The sequence below is a fragment of the Streptomyces cyanogenus genome (assembly GCF_017526105.1).
GTDB classification, from domain to species: Bacteria; Actinomycetota; Actinomycetes; order Streptomycetales; family Streptomycetaceae; genus Streptomyces; species Streptomyces cyanogenus.
This window is the reverse complement of sequence record NZ_CP071839.1, coordinates 2,603,694-2,622,430: the sequence shown is the minus strand read 5'-3', so window position 1 is coordinate 2,622,430 and position 18,737 is coordinate 2,603,694. Positions and strand designations below refer to the sequence as shown.

Sequence of the window (18,737 nt, the reverse complement as noted above, 5' to 3'; positions counted from 1 at the left end):
CGGCTGCCGCCGCGTGGCGCGACCAGCCACGACGAGCGGCAGTCGCGCACGGACCTCGCGCCCCTGGTCATGGGGCGCCCCGACTCCCCAGCGGCGTAGATTGACGGCATGGCAACCCCGCTGCTCCCCAACTCCCGTACGGAATCCGACGGTTCCGCGGTCATCAGGGTCCTGAGCTACAACATCCGTTCGATGCGGGACGACACGGCCGCCCTCGCCAGGGTGATCACCGCCTGCGCCCCCGACCTGGTCCTCGTCCAGGAGGCCCCGCGCTTCTTCCGCTGGCGCAAGAAGCTCGCCCGCCTGGCCGCGGCCTCCGGCCAGGTGATCCTCACCGGGGGAGCGACCGCCGCCGGCCCGGCGATCCTCTGCTCGCTCCGGGCCACCGTCGAGCGGACCGAGGACGTGCTCCTCCCGCTCACCCCGGGACTCCACCGGCGCGGCCTCGCCACGGCGGTGGTCCGCTTCGGCGGCGCGCGCCTCGGCGTCGTCAGCTGCCACCTCAGCCTCCAGCAGGCCGAGCGCCACGCCCAGGGCGGCCTGCTCCTCGACCACCTCGCCGGACTGGGCGTGGAGCACGCCGTCGTGGGCGGCGACCTCAACGAACGCCCCGACGGCCGCACCTTCCGCCGCCTCGCCGAGACCCTCCAGGACTGCCGTACGACCGCTCCCTGGGGCGGTGAGTTCACCTCCACGCCCGCCGATCCCCGTCAGCGTATCGACGCGATCTTCGCCACCAAGGGCATCGAGGTGCTCGGCTGCGGGGTCCCCGTGGACCAGCCGGGCATCACCCGGGCGGACCTGACCGCGGCCACGGACCACTTGCCGGTGCTGGCCGCCCTCCGCCTCCCGGCAGCCGACTTGAACTAAGTACAGGAAAAGCCTTGCCCCCCGTCCGGCGGTCCCCTAGTGTCCTTCCTGTACTTAGTTCAAGTCATCCGGCCAGGAGCCAGGGGGAACCGATGTCGTACGAAGAACTGTCCGCGTTCGTCGCAGCCACCGCGGAGGAGTACGGGATACCCGGTGCCGCCGTCGGCATCCTCGCCGACGGCCGGGAGAGCCGGATCACCCACGGCGTGACCAGCGTCGAGCACCCGCTGCCCGTCGACGGGCGGACCCTCTTCCACCTGGCCTCGGTCACCAAGACCTTCACCGCGACCGCGCTGATGCGCCTGGCCGGGCAGGACCGCCTGGACCTGGCCGCGCCGGTGCGCCGGTACGTCCCCGAGCTGCGGCTCGCCGACGAGGAGGCCGCCGGGCGGATCACCGTGCTGCAGCTCCTCAACCACACCGCGGGCCTGGACTGGAACCTGGTCGACGCCGACGAGGGCGACGGCTCGCTCGCCGCCTTCGTCGCCCGGCTCGGCCGGCTGCCGCTGATCGCGCCGCCCGGCGCCCGCGCCTCCTACAGCCAGGCCGGCTACAACGTGCTCGGCCGGGTGATCGAGAACGTCACCGGGCTGCCGTTCGAGAAGGCCATGGCCGAGCTGCTGCTGGAACCGCTGGGCCTGCAGGACACCATCTTCGACCTGGACGACGTCGTCGTCCGGCGCTTCGCCGTCGGCCACAACCGCACCCCGGACGGCACCCTGGCCCCGGCCCGCCCCTGGAAGTCCTGGCGGGCCGGGAGCCGGGGCAACAACCCCGGCGGCGGCATCGTCTCCTCGGTGAGCGATCTGCTGCGCTGGGCCCGGTTCCAGCTGGGCGACGGGGACGGCCTGCTGTCCGCCGAGGCGCTGGACCGGATGCGGCGGCCCACCGTCGAGCTGCGCGGCAGCACGCTCGGCGACGCCTTCGGCATCTGCTGGTTCGTGCGGGACGTCGACGGGGTCCGCACGATCGGCCACGGCGGTTCGGGCAACGGCCAGTTCGCCGAGCTGCTGCTGGTGCCGGAGCACCACTTCGCCCTCGTCTCGCTGGCCAACGCCGGCCCCGACGGCCACCTGTTCAACCAGGCCGTGCTGAAGCGGGCGCTGGAGCTGTACCTCGGCGTGGTCGAGCGGGAGCCGGAACCGCTGCACCACGACGAGCGGCGGGCACGGGAGGTCGCCGGGCGGTACGAGATCGACGCCATGAACCTCGACATCGTCGCCGAGGACGGCCGGCTCACGCTCGCCGTCGGCATCAAGCCGGAGATCCGCGCGGCCTCCGACGCGGAGATGCCCCCGGACCATCCGGCCGCCGCGATCGGCTTCCTGCCCGGCGCCGCCGACGAGTACGTCGTCACGGAGGGCGGCCTGAAGGGACAGCGCGGCTTCTTCTCCCGCGGGGCCGACGGCGCGGTGACCGGCGTCGACCTGGCGGGCCGCCTCTTCGGCCGCACGGCGTAGCCGCCCGCAGCGGTGCAGCCGGGGAGCCGCCCGTCCTGGACGCCTCCCACCGGCGCCGCCAGGGAGGCCCCCGTACCGGACGCCTCGGCGGGCCTGCGCCCGTCCTGGAAGCCTCGCGGCGGGCCTGCGCCCGTCCCGGAGCCTCCCGGTGGCCTGCGCCGTCCCGGACGCCTCCCGGCCGGCTTGCGCCGTCCCGGACAGCTCGCGGTGGCCTGCCGCCCGCCGTCCTGGAAGCCTCCCGGCCGGCCTGCGCCGGTCCCGGAAGCCTCCCGGCCGGCCTGCGCCCGCCCCGACACCTCGCGGGGGGCCTGCGTCGTCCTGGAAGCCTCCCGGCCGGCTTGCGCCGTCCCGGACAGCTCGCGGTGGCCTGCCGCCCGCCGTCCTGGAAGCCTCCCGGCCGGCCTGCGCCGGTCCTGGAAGCCTCCCGGCCGGCCTGCGCCGGTCCTGGAAGCCTCCCGGCCGGCCTGCGCCCGCCCCGGAAGCCTCGCGGTGGCCTGCGCCGGTCCTGGACGCCTCCCGGTCGGCTTGCGCCGTCCCGGACACCTCGCGGCCGGCTTGCCGCCCGCCGTCCTGGAAGCCTCGCGGTGGCTTGCGCCGGTCCCGGAAGCCTCCCGGTCGGCTTGCGCCGTCCCGGAAGCCTCGCGGTGACCTGCGCCGCCCCTCGGGGGCCTCCCGGCGGCCTGCGCCGTGCCGGAAGCCTCGCGGTGGGCAGCGCCCTGTCCGGTCGTCAGGCGCCTTCGGGGCGCAGCCCGGCGAGCAGCGCGCGCAACCCCGCCGCATAGCTGCCGTCGGGCGCGGCCGCGTACTCCGTGGCCGCCGACGTGTCCAGACGCGCCCGCAGCCGGGGGAACGCGGCGGCCGCCTCGGCCGCCTGCGCCAGGGTCGCGCGGAACCGCTCCTCGCTGTCGTCCCCCGCCCGCCGCACCTTGCGCGTCAGGGACGCCGTAGCGGACGCGCCCAGCGCGTTGCCGAGCACGTACGTGACCACCGCGCCAGCGGCGCGGTCGGCCTCCTCGGGCGTGAACCCGGCGGTCTCGAAGACGCCGAGGAGGTGGTCGTCGTAGCGCGCCTTGCCGGTGCCGTACAGCAGGTGGGAGCTGATGGCCTGGATCAGCCAGGGGTGGCGGACCAGCATCGCGTACAGGCCGTCGGCCATCGCCGTGGCGGTGCCGCGCCAGTCGGCCGGGCCCAGCGGCGGCAGGCCGACCTCCCGCCACACCGCGTCGGAGACCAGCAGCACCAGGTCGTCCTTGTTCTGGACGTGCCAGTAGACGGCCGTCGCGGCGACCCCGAGCCGCTTGCCCAGACTGCGCATGTTCAGGCCCTCGAGGCCCTCCTCGTCCAGCAGCTCCACGGCGGTCCGGACGATGGTGTCGAGGGTGAGCGTGTCGCGCGGCATGGGCCCACGATAGGTCACCGGCCCACGCCCTGTACAAAGTTCAGGTCGCGGTCCCGGTGCCCCGTCCGGCGTCAGACGACCGCCCCGCGCCCGGGGTCGTCGTCCTCCTCGTCGTCCGTCCGCATCCGCGCCACCAGCGTCGCGAAGCCGCCGAGGAAGCCGCCGATGCCGGCGGTCGCCAGCCACCAGGTCATCTCCCAGCCCAGCAGCACCGCCAGCAGGAGCAGGACGGGACCGCCGACCACCCCCAGCCAGGCGAACCTGGCGGTGGTGTCCGCGGTCGGCAGCGGCGGCGGCTCCGGCGGTACGAAGTGGCCCTCGTCGTCCTCGTCGAAGTCGTCGTCGGACGGCTCGGGCACCGTGTAGTCGCGCGGGCCGACGCCGGGCGCGAAGGAGACGGAGCCGCCCAGCGGACGGGCGGCCGGCCGGCCCGCGGAGTCCTCCGCGTCGCTCCCGGAGTCCCCGTCGGGCTCCGTCACCGGTTCCCGCGCCGGCTCCGGCACCGGCTCCTTCGCCAGGTGCTTCTCCGGCAGCGCCAGGTTCTCCACCGGCTTGAACGACCGGGCACCGGGAGGGTCCGGCTGCTCTTCGCCGTACCCGGCGACGATGGCCCGCCAGGCGGCGTCCTCGTCGAACGGCACCTCCTGCTCGTCCGGCTCGCGGACCTCGTGGCCGTCGCGGACCTCGGAGCCGTCGCGGTCCTCACGGCCCTCGCGGTCCTCACGGTCGGAGTCGTGCTCAGCCAACTGCGGCCGTCCCTTCCTTGCCGACACTGGGTGCGAGCCGGCCGATGAAGGCGAGGCTCTCCTCGAAGATCCGGTCCGCATCCTCGTCCAACGTCGCCACGTGGTAGCTGTGTTCCAGCACGACCTCCGTGACGTCCGTGGACGACACCCGGCTCAGCACCCGCGCCGAGTCGGCCGCCGGCACGACATGGTCCCGGGCGCTGCGCAGCAGCAGCAACGGCTGGGTCACCTGGGGCAGCTCGCCGTCCAGCCGGCGCAGGAACACCCGCAGCGAGTGCGCCGCGTGCAGCGGCACCCGGTCGTAGCCCAGCTCGGCCGCGCCCTCCTTGGCGATGTCGCTGGCGATGCCCCTGGTCGTCCGCACCAGATGCCGGGCCACCGGAAGCGCGTACGCGGACAGGCCGTGCACCCGGTTCGCCGGATTGACGACCACCGCGCCCGCGACCCGCTCGCCGTGCCGGGCCGCGAGCCTGAGGGCCAGCGCGCCGCCCATGGACAGGCCCGCGACGAAGACCCGGGAGCAGCGCTCGGCGAGCAGGCGCAGCTCGCGGTCCACCTCCGCGTACCAGTCCTGCCAGGTGGTCAGCTGCATGTCCTCCCACCGGGTGCCGTGGCCGGGCAGCAGCGGCAGGGACACGGTCAGGCCGTGGGCCGCGTGGTGCTCCGCCCAGGGGCGCAGCGACTGGGGCGAGCCGGTGAAGCCGTGGCAGAGGAGAACCCCCACCTCCCCGCCCTGGTGGCGGTACGGCTCGGCTCCGGGGAGAACTGGCATGTGCTTCACCGTACGCGACCGCACTGACACCGACCAGGGTCGTCGGGCTCATTGACGGTCCCCCGGGTTAAGGTCTCTCCGACGGAAACAGGAGGCACACGGGTGTTGTACGGCACGATGAAGGTCGCCATCGGAGGGCCGCTGAAGGTTGCCTTCAGGCCCTGGGTGGAGGGCCTGGAGAACGTTCCGGCCACCGGCCCGGCCATCCTGGCCAGCAACCATCTGTCCTTCTCGGACTCGTTCTTCCTGCCGATCGTGCTGGACCGCAAGGTCACGTTCATCGCCAAGGCCGAGTACTTCACCACCCCGGGAGTGAAGGGCCGGCTCACCGCCGCCTTCTTCAAGGGGGTCGGCCAGCTGCCGGTGGACCGCTCCGGGGCGCGCGGCGCCGGTGAGGCGGCGATCCGCAGCGGCATAGAGGTGCTGGAGCGCGGCGAGCTGTTCGGCATCTACCCGGAGGGCACCCGCTCGCCGGACGGGCGGCTGTACCGGGGCAAGCCCGGCGGCCTGGCGCGCGTGGCCCTCGCCACCGGCGCGCCGGTCATCCCGGTCGCCATGATCGACACGGAGAAGATCCAGCCGCCCGGCAAGGTGGTGCCGAAGCTGATGCGGCCCGGCATCCGCATCGGCAAGCCCCTGGACTTCAGGCGCTACCAGGGCATGGAGCACGACCGGTTCGTGCTGCGCGCCCTGACCGACGAGGTCATGTACGAGATCATGAAGCTCTCCGGCCAGGAGTACGTCGACATGTACGCCACCGCCGCCAAGCGGCAGATGGCGCAGGCGGCGAAGGCGGTGAAGGAAGCCGGGAAGGCCCAGAGGGCCGGGAAGAAGCAGGACGAGTCCTAGACGGGGGCACAAGGGGAGCCGGGGGGACCGGGGGACATGCCCAAGCGCGAGCGCGTCATGCGGATGTCGGTCGAGCTGCCGTTGTGGCGCGCGCTCGCCGGCTACCGCGTCCTGACCATGCTGTACGCCATCGGCCTGTGCGCCACCGCGTACGACCACTTCGTCCGGCCCTGGGTCGCCGTCGCCTACTACGCCTTCCTGGCGGTGTGGACCCTCGCCACGTTGCCCAAGGTGGCCAACGCGGCGAGCTGCACCCGGCGTTTCCTGGCCGTGGACCTGACCGTCGCTCTCGTCGGCATCCTGCTCACCCCGGTCGCCGACAGCCACGAGCGGATCGCGGGCGGCGGCCCCACGCTGCCGTCGATCTGGACGGCGGGCGCGGTGCTGGCCTTCGCCATCAAGGGCGGCTGGCGCTGGGCGGCCGCCGCCTCCACGGCCGTGGCCGTCGTCAACCTGGTGGAGCGCGGCCGCCCCGCCCGGGACACCGTGCACAACGTGATCCTCGTCTGGGTGGCCTCCATCGCGATCGGCTACGTCGTGGAGGTGGCCCGCGCCTCCGAGCGCACCCTCGCCCGCGCCCTGGAGATCGAGGCCGCGACCCGGGAACGGGAGCGGCTGGCCCGGGACATCCACGACAGCGTGCTGCAGGTGCTGGCGATGGTGAAGCGCCGGGGCGCGGCCCTCGGCGGCGAGGCGGCCGAGCTGGGCCGGCTGGCCGGGGAGCAGGAGGTGGCCCTGCGCACCCTGGTGTCGGGCGGTCTGGTCCCGGTGTCCCGGGTCTCGGAGGACCTGGCGGCCGGCGCCGTCGTCCGCGCGGTGGAGGAGCCGGACCAGGACGAATCGGCCGGCCCCGTCGACCTGCGCTCGCTGCTCGCCCGTTACGCCTGCGCCCGGGTCAGCCTCGCCGAGCCCGGCGCCCCGGTACTGCTGCCGCCGGCCGCGGCCCGCGAGGTGGCCGCCGCGGTCGGGGCCGCCCTGGACAACGTGCGCCGGCACGCCGGGGACGAGGCGCGGGCCTGGATCCTGGTGGAGGACGAGCCGGACGAGATCGTCGTCACCGTCCGGGACGAGGGCCCCGGCATCCCCGAGGGCCGGCTCGCGCAGGCCGAGGGGGAGGGCCGGCTCGGGGTGGCCCTGTCGATCCGGGGCCGGCTGCGCGACCTCGGCGGCAGCGCCGAGATCGTCTCGGTCCCCGGCCAGGGCACGGAAGTCGAACTGAAGGTACCGAAGGGCGCCGTGCGGGCGCGGGGGAAGAAGGCGGAGCAGCGATGACACAGCAGCAGGAACCGATCAGGGTCATGGTGGTGGACGACCACCCGATGTGGCGCGACGCGGTCGCCCGTGACCTGGCCGAGTCCGGCTTCGAGGTGGTCGCCACCGCCGGCGACGGCGAGCAGGCGGTCCGCCGCGCCAGGGCCGCCGCCCCCGACGTCCTGGTGCTGGACCTCAACCTGCCCGCCAAGCCCGGCGTCCAGGTGTGCAAGGAACTCGTCGCCCACAACCCGGCGTTGCGGGTCCTGGTCCTGTCGGCGAGCGGTGAGCACGCGGACGTGCTGGAGGCCGTGAAGTCCGGCGCGACCGGCTACCTGCTGAAGTCGGCCTCCACCGGGGAACTGCTGGACGCGGTGCGCCGCACCGCCGTGGGCGACCCGGTGTTCACGCCCGGGCTGGCCGGTCTGGTCCTCGGCGAGTACCGGCGGCTGGCCGCCGAGCCGATGCCCGCACCGGACGACGACGAGCCGGGGGCGCCGCGGCTGACGGACCGTGAGACCGAGGTGCTGCGGCTGGTGGCGAAGGGCCTGAGCTACAAGCAGATCGCCGAACGTCTCGTCATCTCCCACCGCACGGTCCAGAACCACGTGCAGAACACCCTCGGCAAGCTCCAACTGCACAACCGGGTGGAGCTGGTGCGGTACGCGATAGAGCGCGGTCTCGACGACGAATAGCGCACCGAAATCACCCTTCTCGCCTCTCCCGATGTGACTCGGATCACCACTAGCGTGACTCTCTGTCAGGAAAGCGCGGTGAAGGGACAATTCCATGCGGGTCGGAGTACTGACCGGAGGCGGCGACTGCCCCGGGCTCAACGCCGTCATCCGGGCCATCGTGCGCAAGGGCGTACAGGAGTACGGCTATGACTTCGTCGGCTTCCGGGACGGCTGGCGCGGACCTCTCGAAGGCGACACCGTGCGCCTCGACATCCCCGCGGTGCGCGGCATCCTGCCCCGGGGCGGCACCGTCCTCGGCTCCTCGCGCACCAACCCCCTCAAGGTGGAGGGCGGCATCCGCCGGATCAAGGAGAACCTGGCCAAGCAGGAGATCGACGCCCTCGTCACGATCGGCGGCGAGGACACCCTGGGCGTCGCCGCGCGCCTGTCCGACGAGTACGGCGTGCCGTGCGTCGGCGTACCCAAGACGATCGACAACGACCTGTCCGCCACCGACTACACCTTCGGCTTCGACACCGCGGTCGGCATCGCCACCGAGGCCATCGACCGGCTGCACACCACCGCCGAGTCCCACATGCGGGTGCTCGTCTGCGAGGTGATGGGCCGGCACGCCGGCTGGATCGCCCTCCACTCGGGCCTCGCCGGCGGTGCCAACGTCATCCTCATCCCCGAGCAGCGCTTCGACCTCGACCAGGTGTGCGCCTGGATCACCTCCCGCTTCCGGGCGTCGTACGCGCCGATCGTGGTCGTCGCCGAGGGCGCCATGCCCAAGGACGGCGACATGGTGCTCAAGGACCAGTCGCTCGACTCCTTCGGACACGTCCGGCTCTCCGGGGTCGGCGAGTGGCTGGCCAAGGAGATCGAGAAGCGCACCGGCAAGGAAGCCCGCACCACCGTCCTCGGTCACATCCAGCGCGGCGGCACCCCCAGCGCCTTCGACCGCTGGCTCGCCACCCGCTTCGGCCTGCACGCCATCGACTGCGTCCGCGACGGCGACTTCGGCACGATGGTCGCCCTGCGCGGCACCGACATCGTCCGTGTCCCGATCTCCGAGGCCACCGCCAGGCTGAAGACGGTGGACCCGAAGCTGTACGAGGAGGCCGGGGTGTTCTTCGGCTGACGGCGCCCCGGTCGGCTACACGGTCGTGCGGCGCAGCCGGCCGATCAGCTCCCGCACGACCGCGGCCCCGTTCAGCGTCAGCACCGACTCGGGGTGGAACTGCACGCCCGCGAAGCCGGGACCCCGCAGCGCATGCACCTCCCCGTTCCCCGCCCGGCTCACCTCCACCCCGTGCGCGGCCAGTTCCCTGGCCGCGCCGTCGTCGCAGCGCGCCACGAAGCTGTTGTAGAAACCGACGGTCTCGTTCCGCCCGAACAGGTCGATCCCGGTCTGCGCCCCCTGGTACGGCACCTGCTTACGGACGATCTCCAGGCCCAGCTCCGCGGCGAGCAGCTCGTGCCCGAGGCAGACGCCCAGCACCCCGTGCGGATGGGTCCGGACCACCTCGGCGGCGAGGCCGCGCAGGAACCGCATCTTGGGGTCGCCGAGGTCGCGGGGGTCACCGGGACCGGGTCCCAGGACGACCGGCCCCGCGTGCCCGAGCACCTCCTCCCGCAGTCCGGGCTCGTCGTACCGCCGGACGGTCACGTCGAGCCCGCCCGAACGCAGGACGTGCGCCAGCATCGCGGTGAAGGTGTCCTCGCCGTCCACGACGAGGGCATGGCCGGCCAGGGCGTCGGACCGCTCCTGCATCCGCAGCCAGAACGGCGCGAGCCCGGCCCGGCGCCCGTCCAGCGCGGCCCGCACCCGCGGGTCGTCGGCCAGCCGGGGCCGCTCCCGCTCCTGCCGCGGCCGGGCCGGCCCCACCCCGAGGGCGGCCAGCACGCCCGCCGCCTTCGCGTGGGTCTCCGCGACCTCGCCCGCCGGGTCGGAGCCGCGCACCAGCGTCGCCCCGACGGGCACGCGCAGCCGGCCGTCGGCGGAGATGTCGGCGGTGCGGATCAGGATGGGGGAGTCGAGGGTCTGCGCGCCCCCTGCGTCCCGGCCGAGCAGCGCCAGCGCACCGGCGTAGTAGCCGCGCCCGCCGGTTTCGTGCCGCTCGATCACCCGGCAGGCGTTCTGCACCGGCGACCCGGTGACGGTCGCCGCGAACATCGTCTCCCGCAGCACCTCCCGCGCGTCCAGGGAGGACTTCCCGCGCAGCTCGTACTCGGTGTGCGCCAGGTGCGCCATCTCCTTCAGCCGCGGGCCGACGACGACCCCGCCCATGTCGCCGACGGTGCACATCATCTTCAGTTCCTCGTCGACCACCATCGACAGCTCCTCGATCTCCTTGCCGTCGGCGAGGAACTCCAGCAGGTGCTCCGGCGTGGGCCCCTCGGCGGGATAGCGGTACGTCCCGCTGATCGGGTTCATCACCACGGTCCCGCCGCTCATCCGGACGTGCACCTCCGGGCTCGCCCCGACCAGCGTCCGGTCCCCGGTGTGCACGACGAACGTCCAGTACGCGCCCCGTTCGCCCGCCAGCAGCCGCCGGAACAGCGCGAGTGCGTCCGCGCGGCCGAAGCCGGGGATCGCCCCCTCGTACGTGCGCCGGATCACGAAGTTCGCGCCCTCGCCCCGGCCGATCTCCTCGCGCAGCACCCGCCCGACGATCTCGCCGTACTCCTCGTCGCCGACGTCGAAGCCCCCGCCCTCGACCCGTACCTCGTGCGCGGGCAGCCGGGAGAGCGCCTCGGCGAGCGGGATCTCGTACGACTCCTCGGGGGTCAGCACCAGCAGTGGGGTGCCGTCGTCGCGGACGTCGAAGCCGCGCTCGCGCAGCTGCCGGAACGGGACGAGGGCGAGCCCCTCGTCGGGCAGGTCGGCGAGCCGGTCCCGGCTGGTCACCGGGCCGATCAGCACCTCCACCGGGTGCTCGTCGCGGCCCGGGGCGCGGCGCCGCAGCAGGGCGAAGGGGCGGGGGTCGTGCAGCAGCTGTGCCAGGTCCATGGTTCCTCTTCCGTCGGTGACTCGGTGAGGAGGAACGGCCCCGGAGAAACGCCGAAGGCCGCCCCTCGGGCGGCCTTCGCGAAGTCGGTGGTACGCGCGATCAGTGGGCCGCCGGAGAAGCGGTCCACCACCAGTTCTGGATCGACGGCGCGAACATGCGGGGAACCCTACCGCATGTCCGCACTCTGTATGCCGTGTCTCATCAGCTGAGCACGGGCAGGAAGGCACCACATCACCCCGTAATGTTGGGGTCGTGACCGTGAACGCTAAGACCAGCCCGAGCGCTGGCAACACCTGGCGAGACCTGCCCGCGGCGCAGCAGCCCGAGTACCCCGACCCCGAGGCTCTGCGCGCAGTGATCGCGGACCTCGAGTCGTATCCGCCGCTCGTCTTCGCGGGCGAGTGCGACCAGCTGCGCGCCCGGATGGCGGCCGTCGCCAAGGGAGAGGCGTTCCTCCTCCAGGGCGGCGACTGCGCCGAGGCCTTCGACGCGGTGTCCGCCGACCACATCCGCAACAAGCTGAAGACGCTGCTCCAGATGGGCGCCGTGCTCACCTACGCGGCCTCCGTGCCGGTGGTGAAGGTCGGCCGGATCGCGGGGCAGTACTCCAAGCCCCGCTCCAAGCCGACCGAGACCCGCGACGGCGTGACGCTTCCGGTGTACCGGGGCGACTCCGTCAACGGCTTCGACTTCACCGAGGCCAGCCGCATCCCGGACCCCGAGCGGCTGAAGCGCATGTACCACGCCTCGGCCTCCACGCTGAACCTGGTGCGCGCCTTCACCACCGGCGGCTACGCCGACCTGCGCCAGGTGCACGCCTGGAACCAGGACTTCGTGCGCACCTCGCCCTCGGGCCAGCGCTACGAGCAGCTCGCGCGCGAGATCGACAACGCGCTGAACTTCATGCGGGCCTGCGGTACCGACCCGGAGGAGTTCAAGACCGTCGAGTTCTTCTCCTCGCACGAGGCGCTGCTGCTGGACTACGAGTCCGCCCTGACCCGGGTCGACTCCCGCACCGGCAAGCTGTACGACGTCTCGGCGCACATGGTGTGGATCGGTGAGCGCACCCGGCAGCTGGACCACGCCCACATCGAGTTCGCCTCGCAGATCCGCAACCCGATCGGCATCAAGCTCGGCCCGACCACCACGGCCGAGGAGGCGCTGCAGTACATCGACCGCCTCGACCCCGAGCGGGAGCCGGGCCGGCTGACCTTCATCGTCCGCATGGGCGCCGGCAAGATCCGCGACAAGCTCCCCGAGCTGGTCGAGAAGGTCACGGCGTCCGGTGCCACGGTGGCCTGGGTGACCGACCCGATGCACGGCAACACCTTCGAGGCGGCCTCCGGGCACAAGACCCGCCGCTTCGACGACGTGCTCGACGAGGTCAAGGGCTTCTTCGAGGTGCACAAGGCGCTCGGCACCCACCCGGGCGGCATCCACGTGGAGCTGACCGGCGACGACGTCACCGAGTGCGTGGGCGGCGGCGACGAGATCTTCGTCGACGACCTGCACCAGCGCTACGAGACGGCCTGCGACCCGCGGCTCAACCGCAGCCAGTCGCTGGACCTGGCGTTCCTCGTGGCGGAGATGTACCGGGACCAGTGAGCGGTGGAAAGGGGCGCGGATCACACCGGATCCGCGCCCCTTTCCTCTTTGCGGGGCCCCGGGGGATGAGTAAGGTTAGGTTTGCCTCACCGAGATACGGGACGGCAGTACAGACAGCGATCCCGTCGGGAGGTGAATCCGCGTGTACGTGTGCAGCTGCTTCGGCATCACCGAGGACCAGGTGAAGCAGCACGCGGACAACGGCGCCTGCACCCCTCGCCAGATAGCCTCCGCCTGCAAGGCGGGCACGGACTGTGGCTCGTGCGTCCGCCGGATCCAGGCCCTCCTCGGCCGGGGCGCCTGCCCCCGCCGTGAGCTGGCCGACCAGGGCAGGCCGGCGCTGGCGGACCTCCCCGAGGCGGCCTAGGGCCCGGCGGCCGGGGCTCAGCTGCTCTCCGGCTGCTCGATCAGCTGGGCGATGTACAGCGCCTCGCCGAGCTTCTCCAGCAGCTCCAGCTGGGTGTCGAGGTAGTCGATGTGGTGCTCCTCGTCGGCGAGGATGTCCTCGAAGATGTTGGCGGACGTGATGTCCCCCTTCTCGCGCATCACCTTGATGCCCCGCCGCAGCCGGTCGATCGCCTCGACCTCGATCTGCCGGTCGGCCTCGAACATCTCGCGCACCGTCTGCCCGACCCGGACGTGGAAGAGCCGCTGGTAGTTGGGCAGCCCGTCCAGGAACAGGATCCGGTCGGTGAGCACCTCCGCGTGCTTCATCTCGTCGAACGACTCGCGCCGGGTGTACTTGGCGAGCTTGTACCAACCGAGGTTCTCCTGCATCTTCGCGTGCAGGAAGTACTGGTTGATCGCGGTCAGCTCGCCGGTGAGCTGCTCGTTGAGGAACTCGATGACCTCGGCGTCGCCCTGCATCGCAGCGGCTCCTTCCACACGGGATACGGGAGAGGGTGCGGCGGCATGATTGCACCGGCGGCGAAGATCGTCCAGTAAGTGCGTACTTAGTAAGTACGTTCCGGGTTGGTGCTGATTGTCCGGTTCGAGGCCGGGTGGTCAAGGCACTGCCCGAGGTCTGTCAGGATGGATACATGGGTCATCCGGTGGAGCGAGAGTCTGGGGCAGCGGCCGGGTCCGAGCTTCCGCCGGGTCAGCGGCTCCAGCGGGGCTGGCCGGTCACGCACTACGGGCCGGTCCCGAAGTTCCGGCCCGAACGCTGGGAGTTCCGGGTCTTCGGCGCCACCGCCGGCGGCGACAAGCACACCTGGAACCACGAGGAGTTCACGGCGCTGCCGTACACCACGGTGGTGGCCGATCTGCACTGCGTGACGAAGTTCAGCATGGTCGGCGCGGAGTGGGGCGGCATCCCCGCCCGCGCGATCCTGGACCTGGCCCCGCCGGCGCCGGACGTCACCCATGTGATGGTCTGGGCGGAGTACGGCTTCAGCTCGAACCTGCGCCTGTCGGACTTCGCCTCCGACCGCACCGTCTTCGCCACCCACAAGGACGGCGAGCTGCTCACCGCCGAGCACGGCTTCCCGGTCCGGCTGATCGTGCCCCACCTGTACGCCTGGAAGGGCCCGAAGTGGGTCCGGGGCGTGGAGTACATGACCGCCGACCGCCGCGGCTTCTGGGAGGAGCGCGGCTACCACAACATCGGCGACCCCTGGAAGGAACAGCGCTACTCCTACCAGGAGCAGCCCGGGGACGGCCCCGAACTCTGAGCCCGGCCCCGGGCGCGTCAGTGGTGGTATCGGTGCACCACAGCGTGCCCCTTGCCCCGGCCGATCGTCCACTTGTTGACCGGGACGGTCACCACGAAGGCGATCAGGAGCGAGACCGTGAGCGAGATCCAGAACAGCGGGTCGCCCAGCATGGCGTCCATCGCGGACGGCCAGACCGCGATCACCCCGTTGTCGATCAGCTCCATCACCGCGATGGACAGGGTGTCCGCGGCCAGCGCCACCCGGAAGGCCGTACGGAAGCCGACGCCGGCCCGCAGGACCCCGCGCAGGGTGAGCGAGTAGCCGAAGACGAAGGCCAGCGCGATCGCGAGCAGGGTGGTCGCCAGGTTGCCCCAGCCCAGCGCCGTGCCGACGACCATGCCGAGCACCTCGCCGATGGCGCAGCCGGTGAGGCAGTGCAGGGTGGCCTGCGCGGCCGTACGCCAGTCGGCCCCGCCCGCGTGACCGGCGTGAGCCGTGTGGTGGTGGGCGTGTTCCGCGTGTGTCTCGTGCTGCATGACGTACCCCCATGTCCGGATGACGGTTCCTGCGTCCAGCAGGAACCGTGTACCCCCTGGGGGTATTCCCGGGGGGTTATCCGTCGCGCAGTTTCTTCAGCCGCTCCACGTCCGCCGCGTGCCCCTCCTTGCCGCCGGGCGTCTCGATGACCAGCGGTACGCCCTCGGTCGCCGGGTGACTCATGAGCGCCCGGAACGGGTCCTCGCCGATGTGGCCGGCGCCGATGTTCGCGTGCCGGTCCTTGTGCGCGCCCACCACGTCCTTGGAGTCGTTGGCGTGGATCAGCTTCAGCCGGCCCTCGCCCACGGTCTCCACCAGCAGGTCCAGGGTCTGGTGCATGCCGCTCGGCCCGGTCAGGTCGTGCCCGGCGGCGAAGACGTGGCAGGTGTCCAGGCACACGCCCAGCTTCGGATGGGCGTCCAGCGCCTCGAAGTACGGCCCGAAGTCCCAGGTCCGCGAGCACAGCGAGGCGCCCTGCCCGGCGGTCGACTCCAGCAGCAGGAACGGGGCGTCGTCGTGGGTCAGCTCGTCCAGCAGCGGCAGCAGGTGCGCGCGCACCTGCTTCAGCGCCACCTCCCGGGTCCGCCCGCCGGTCGCGCTCCCGGTGTGCACCACCACCCCCAGCGCGCCGATCTCCCGCCCGCGCCGCAGCGAGTGCCGGAGCGACTCCACCGACCGCTCCACGGTCGCCTCGGTGTGCGAGCCGAAGTTGATCAGGTAGGGCGCGTGCACGTACGCCGGGATCGACTCCTCGGCGCACGCGGCGCGGAACGCCTCGTCCTGCCGCGGGTTGCCGGGCGGAGTGGCCCAGCCGCGCGGGTTGGCGACGAAGACCTGCACGGTCTCCGCCTTCAGATCACGGGCGTACGACAGCCCCACGGAGTGCAGACCGCCGGCCACGGGCACATGACCGCCGACGGGGTTGCGGGGGAGGGAGGGCGGAACAGGGCTCACCCGTTCAGGGTGTCATGTCCGCCCCCGCGCCCGGGCCGCGGTCCCCGGTGAGACCGGTCACCGGATGGGGATGGTCACCGGATGGTGATGGTGATCGTCGACCCCTTGGGCGCCTTGTCGCCGCCCTCCACCGACTGCTTCTTCACGGTGTCGCCGAACAGTCCGAGCAGCCCGCGGTCCTCGTCCACCTCGAAACCGGCGGCCTCCAGGGCCTCGTGGGCGTCGTCCACGCTGTCACCGGTCACGTCCGGGACCTCGATCATCTCCGGGCCCTTGGACAGGGTGAGCGTCACCGTGTCGCCCTCGGCGGCCCGGCTGCCCTCGTCCGGGCTCTGCGCGGCGACCTGGCCCTTGTCGTACTCGGAGTTGATCCGCCCGGCCGCGATCCTCACCTTCAGACCGGCGTCCGTCAGCTCCTGCCGGGCGCTGTCCACGTCGTCGCCGGTGACGTCCGGCACGTCGATCGGGCTGCCCTTGCTCACGATCAGCGCGATCGCCGAGCCCGCGTGCCGCTTGGTGCCCGCCTCCGGCGTCGTACCGACCACCGAGCCCCTGGCCACGTCCTCGCTGAACTCGCGGGTCACCATGCCCGGCTCCAGGCCGTCCGCCTTCAGCCGCGCCCGCGCCTTCGCGAGCGGCTGTCCCTTCACGCTCGGCACGTTCACCGTCTCCGGGCCCAGCGACACGGTCAGCGTCACCGAGTCGTGGTCCCGGATCCGCGCGCCGGGCGCCGGGTCGGAGCCGATCACCGCGCCGCGCTCGACGGTGTCGCTGTACGCCCGCTTGACCTGGCCCACGTCGAGGCCGGCCGCGCTCAGCCGGGCCCGCGCCTGCGCCTCGGTCTGCGCCAGCAGCGGCGGCACCTTGGTGAACTGGCCGGAGTTGATGTACCAGACCCCGGCGCCCACACCGAGGACCAGCAGGACGGCCGCGATCACCGCCAGCACCGCGCGCGGGGGCCGCCCCGGGCGCCGGCGGGGCGCGACGGGCGGGTTCTGGAAGCGGGCGGTGCGGTCGACGCCGTCCACGGGGGCGTCCGCGTCCTCGTCGACGGGCAGCGGCCGGGGCACGGTGAGCGCGCGCGGGATCACCCTCGTGCGGTCCTCGGCGTTGTCGTGCTCCGCGGCCAGCGCCTGCGGCGGCACCGTGTCCAGCTGCTCGTCGGTCAGCGTCAGGCGGGCCTCGCGCACCTGGGCGAGCAGCGCGACGGCGTCGTGCGGCCGGATCTCCGGGGTACGCGCGGTGGCCGACGCCACCAGCTCGTCCAGCACGTACGGCAGCCCGGGCACCAGTGCCGAGGGCGGGGGCACGTCCTCGTGGACGTGCTTGTAGAGCACCTGGGCCGGAGAGTCGCCGGAGTGCGGCTTCCCGCCCGTCAGCATCTCGTACAGGACCACACCGCACGCGTACACGTCGACGCGCGGGCCGGTGGTGCCCTGCTCGATCTGCTCCGGGGCGAGATAGGAGACGGTCCCGAGCACGGCACCGGTCGTGCTGGTCACCGTGTCCACGGAGCGCACCAGCCCGAAGTCGGCGACCTTGACCCGGCCGTCGTCGCCTATCAGCACGTTCTCCGGCTTCATGTCCCGGTGCACGAACCCGGCCCGGTGCGCGGCACCGAGCGCGGCGAGCACCGGCTCCAGGATGTCCAGGGCGGCCCGCGGCTGCACCGCGCCGCGCTCGCGCAGCACGTCCCGCAGCGTGCATCCGGCGATGTACTCCATCGCCAGGTAGACGTACGACCCGTCGGTCCCCTGGTCGAAGACCTGCACCACGTTGGGGTGGTCGAGCCGGGCGACCGACTTCGCCTCCCGGATGAACCGCTCGACGAACGTTCCGTCGGTCGCGAGCGTCGGGTGCATCACCTTCAGCGCGAGCACACGGTCCAGACGGGTGTCCAGGGCCCGGTACACCGTGGCCATCCCGCCGGCCGCGACGCGCGCGTCGACGCGGTACCGGCCGTCGAGCACCTGCCCGAGGAGGGGGTCCTGAAGGGTCGTATCCACGACAGGGGAGTCTACGAGGGAGCGCCGACACGACCGCCCCGCCCACCGGCATCGGGGCGGGACTGAAGCCGACCTGTGACGCGACACACGCATCGCGGCCCCTGTCACGGCCCGCGGTCGCCGACGGCGAGAGCCGCGACGGGACTAGAACGCCGGACGCTCGGGATCCAACCGGGCCAGCCCCTCCGCGGGGGACGACGCCTCGGCCAGGTACCTGCGGGGAATCCGCCCGGCCAGCCGGGCCAACCGTCCCCCTTCCACCGCCAGCCTCATCGCGGAGGCCATCCGCTCCGGCTCCTGGGCCCGGGTCACCGCGGAGGCCAGCATCACCCCCGCACACCCCAGCTCCATCGCCAGCGCCGCGTCGGACGCCGTACCGGCCCCCGCGTCCAGGATCACCGGCACCCGCGCCTGCTCCGCGATCAGCTGGAAGTTGTGGGGATTGCGGATCCCCAGTCCGGATCCGATCGGCGACCCGAGCGGCATGACCGCGGCGCACCCGACGTCCTCCAGCTTCCGCGCGAGCACCGGGTCGTCGTTCGTGTACGGCAGTACCGTGAACCCGTCGTCGACCAGCGTCTCCGCCGCCTCCAGCAGTTCCACCGGATCCGGCAGCAGCGTCCGCTCGTCGGCGATGACCTCCAGCTTCACCAGGTCCGTCCCGAGCGCCTCCCGGGCCAGCCGGGCGGTCAGCACGGCCTCACCGGCGGTGAAGCAGCCCGCCGTGTTGGGCAGCACCCGGATGCCGAGCCGCTCCAGCACCGACAGCACCGAGCCGTGCACGGACGGGTCCACCCGGCGCATCGCGACCGTGGTCAGCTCCGTGCCGGAGGCGATCAGCGCCCGCTCCAGCACCTCCAGGCTGGGCGCCCCGCCCGTGCCCATGATCAGCCGAGAGGACAAGGTCAGGTCACCGAGGACCAAGGGATCGTCGGCCATGGC

General features: G+C 72.7%; 19 protein-coding genes. 9 read left to right on the top strand and 10 right to left on the bottom strand.

What is annotated here, in order from left to right; genetic code table 11:
• Positions 1-108 precede the first annotated feature (108 nt).
• Both S1361_RS11715 and S1361_RS11710 read left to right on the top strand, forming a co-directional pair.
• Positions 109-870, top strand: coding sequence for an endonuclease/exonuclease/phosphatase family protein (locus tag S1361_RS11715; RefSeq protein ID WP_208031794.1), 762 nt, complete (start codon positions 109-111; stop codon positions 868-870).
• A 92-nt stretch (positions 871-962) separates the two neighbouring features.
• Positions 963-2,330 (top strand): serine hydrolase domain-containing protein, encoded by a 1,368-nt coding sequence (locus S1361_RS11710; RefSeq protein ID WP_208031793.1) that lies wholly within the window; start codon positions 963-965, stop codon positions 2,328-2,330.
• Positions 2,331-3,057: 727 nt separating this feature from the next.
• On the opposite strand, the gene S1361_RS11705 is transcribed toward S1361_RS11710, so the two are convergent.
• The 3 genes from S1361_RS11705 to S1361_RS11695 form a co-directional block, all read right to left on the bottom strand.
• On the bottom strand, positions 3,058-3,729 hold the full coding sequence (locus S1361_RS11705) for a TetR/AcrR family transcriptional regulator (RefSeq protein ID WP_208031792.1): 672 nt from the start codon (positions 3,727-3,729) through the stop codon (positions 3,058-3,060).
• Positions 3,730-3,800: 71 nt separating this feature from the next.
• Entirely contained in the window at positions 3,801-4,475 is a 675-nt protein-coding gene (locus S1361_RS11700; protein WP_208031791.1) for a hypothetical protein, read from the bottom strand.
• Entirely contained in the window at positions 4,468-5,247 is a 780-nt protein-coding gene (locus S1361_RS11695) for an alpha/beta hydrolase (RefSeq protein ID WP_208031790.1), read from the bottom strand. Before S1361_RS11695 ends, S1361_RS11700 begins: the two co-directional genes overlap by 8 nt.
• 105 nt (positions 5,248-5,352) lie before the next feature.
• Here S1361_RS11695 and S1361_RS11690 point away from each other — a divergent pair, with 105 nt between their 5' ends.
• The 4 genes from S1361_RS11690 (at position 5,353) to S1361_RS11675 (ending at position 9,165) form a co-directional block, all read left to right on the top strand.
• Positions 5,353-6,096: a lysophospholipid acyltransferase family protein gene (locus S1361_RS11690; RefSeq protein WP_208036556.1), complete on the top strand. Its 744-nt coding sequence runs from the start codon at positions 5,353-5,355 to the stop codon at positions 6,094-6,096.
• A 36-nt stretch (positions 6,097-6,132) separates the two neighbouring features.
• Positions 6,133-7,368 carry a MacS family sensor histidine kinase gene (macS, locus tag S1361_RS11685; protein ID WP_208031789.1) on the top strand — a complete coding sequence of 412 codons (1,236 nt, stop codon included), beginning with the start codon at positions 6,133-6,135 and terminating at the stop codon, positions 7,366-7,368.
• Complete coding sequence (locus S1361_RS11680) at positions 7,365-8,042, top strand: response regulator (RefSeq protein ID WP_208031788.1); 678 nt, start codon at positions 7,365-7,367, stop codon at positions 8,040-8,042. The genes macS and S1361_RS11680 overlap by 4 nt, the downstream gene beginning before the upstream one ends.
• A 94-nt stretch (positions 8,043-8,136) precedes the next feature.
• On the top strand, positions 8,137-9,165 hold the full coding sequence (locus S1361_RS11675) for a 6-phosphofructokinase (RefSeq protein WP_208031787.1): 1,029 nt from the start codon (positions 8,137-8,139) through the stop codon (positions 9,163-9,165).
• Between the two features lie 15 nt (positions 9,166-9,180).
• On the opposite strand, the gene S1361_RS11670 is transcribed toward S1361_RS11675, so the two are convergent.
• Positions 9,181-11,037, bottom strand: a complete 1,857-nt coding sequence (locus S1361_RS11670) for an anthranilate synthase family protein (protein WP_208031786.1) — start codon at positions 11,035-11,037, stop codon at positions 9,181-9,183.
• A gap of 100 nt (positions 11,038-11,137) precedes the next feature.
• Positions 11,138-11,194 (bottom strand): trp operon leader peptide, encoded by a 57-nt coding sequence (locus S1361_RS40295; RefSeq protein ID WP_079060191.1) that lies wholly within the window; start codon positions 11,192-11,194, stop codon positions 11,138-11,140.
• 96 nt (positions 11,195-11,290) lie between these two features.
• Between S1361_RS40295 and S1361_RS11660 the strand changes: the two genes are divergently transcribed.
• Complete coding sequence (locus tag S1361_RS11660; RefSeq protein WP_208031785.1) at positions 11,291-12,643, top strand: class II 3-deoxy-7-phosphoheptulonate synthase; 1,353 nt, start codon at positions 11,291-11,293, stop codon at positions 12,641-12,643.
• A 142-nt stretch (positions 12,644-12,785) separates the two neighbouring features.
• Positions 12,786-13,010 (top strand): (2Fe-2S)-binding protein, encoded by a 225-nt coding sequence (locus S1361_RS11655; RefSeq protein WP_208031784.1) that lies wholly within the window; start codon positions 12,786-12,788, stop codon positions 13,008-13,010.
• 17 nt (positions 13,011-13,027) lie between these two features.
• On the opposite strand, the gene bfr is transcribed toward S1361_RS11655, so the two are convergent.
• Positions 13,028-13,510, bottom strand: a complete 483-nt coding sequence (gene bfr / locus S1361_RS11650; protein ID WP_208031783.1) for a bacterioferritin — start codon at positions 13,508-13,510, stop codon at positions 13,028-13,030.
• 173 nt (positions 13,511-13,683) lie between these two features.
• On the opposite strand from bfr, the gene S1361_RS11645 reads away from it, so the two are divergent.
• On the top strand, positions 13,684-14,316 hold the full coding sequence (locus tag S1361_RS11645) for a sulfite oxidase-like oxidoreductase (protein WP_208031782.1): 633 nt from the start codon (positions 13,684-13,686) through the stop codon (positions 14,314-14,316).
• Positions 14,317-14,333: 17 nt separating this feature from the next.
• Here the strand turns inward: S1361_RS11645 and S1361_RS11640 are convergent, their stop codons facing one another.
• The 4 genes from S1361_RS11640 to S1361_RS11625 form a co-directional block, all read right to left on the bottom strand.
• Entirely contained in the window at positions 14,334-14,834 is a 501-nt protein-coding gene (locus S1361_RS11640) for a DUF4396 domain-containing protein (RefSeq protein WP_208031781.1), read from the bottom strand.
• A gap of 76 nt (positions 14,835-14,910) precedes the next feature.
• Positions 14,911-15,789: a deoxyribonuclease IV gene (locus S1361_RS11635; protein WP_208031780.1), complete on the bottom strand. Its 879-nt coding sequence runs from the start codon at positions 15,787-15,789 to the stop codon at positions 14,911-14,913.
• 74 nt (positions 15,790-15,863) lie between these two features.
• Positions 15,864-17,795, bottom strand: a complete 1,932-nt coding sequence (gene pknB / locus S1361_RS11630) for a Stk1 family PASTA domain-containing Ser/Thr kinase (protein ID WP_208031779.1) — start codon at positions 17,793-17,795, stop codon at positions 15,864-15,866.
• Between the two features lie 144 nt (positions 17,796-17,939).
• Positions 17,940-18,734 (bottom strand): thiazole synthase, encoded by a 795-nt coding sequence (locus S1361_RS11625; protein WP_208031778.1) that lies wholly within the window; start codon positions 18,732-18,734, stop codon positions 17,940-17,942.
• Positions 18,735-18,737 lie beyond the last annotated feature (3 nt).

Excerpts from the sequence above, each read along its gene's own strand:
- S1361_RS11715 (WP_208031794.1), top strand. The coding sequence starts at position 109 with ATGGCAACCCCGCTGCTCCCCAACTCCCGTACGGAATCCGACGGTTCC.
- S1361_RS11705 (WP_208031792.1), bottom strand. The coding sequence starts at position 3,729 with ATGCCGCGCGACACGCTCACCCTCGACACCATCGTCCGGACCGCCGTG.
- S1361_RS11645 (WP_208031782.1), top strand. The coding sequence starts at position 13,684 with ATGGGTCATCCGGTGGAGCGAGAGTCTGGGGCAGCGGCCGGGTCCGAG.
- S1361_RS11710 (WP_208031793.1), top strand. The coding sequence starts at position 963 with ATGTCGTACGAAGAACTGTCCGCGTTCGTCGCAGCCACCGCGGAGGAG.
- S1361_RS11680 (WP_208031788.1), top strand. The coding sequence starts at position 7,365 with ATGACACAGCAGCAGGAACCGATCAGGGTCATGGTGGTGGACGACCAC.
- macS (WP_208031789.1), top strand. The coding sequence starts at position 6,133 with ATGCCCAAGCGCGAGCGCGTCATGCGGATGTCGGTCGAGCTGCCGTTG.
- S1361_RS11625 (WP_208031778.1), bottom strand. The coding sequence starts at position 18,734 with ATGGCCGACGATCCCTTGGTCCTCGGTGACCTGACCTTGTCCTCTCGG.
- S1361_RS11675 (WP_208031787.1), top strand. The coding sequence starts at position 8,137 with ATGCGGGTCGGAGTACTGACCGGAGGCGGCGACTGCCCCGGGCTCAAC.
- S1361_RS11640 (WP_208031781.1), bottom strand. The coding sequence starts at position 14,834 with ATGCAGCACGAGACACACGCGGAACACGCCCACCACCACACGGCTCAC.
- S1361_RS11695 (WP_208031790.1), bottom strand. The coding sequence starts at position 5,247 with ATGCCAGTTCTCCCCGGAGCCGAGCCGTACCGCCACCAGGGCGGGGAG.
- bfr (WP_208031783.1), bottom strand. The coding sequence starts at position 13,510 with ATGCAGGGCGACGCCGAGGTCATCGAGTTCCTCAACGAGCAGCTCACC.
- S1361_RS11670 (WP_208031786.1), bottom strand. The coding sequence starts at position 11,037 with ATGGACCTGGCACAGCTGCTGCACGACCCCCGCCCCTTCGCCCTGCTG.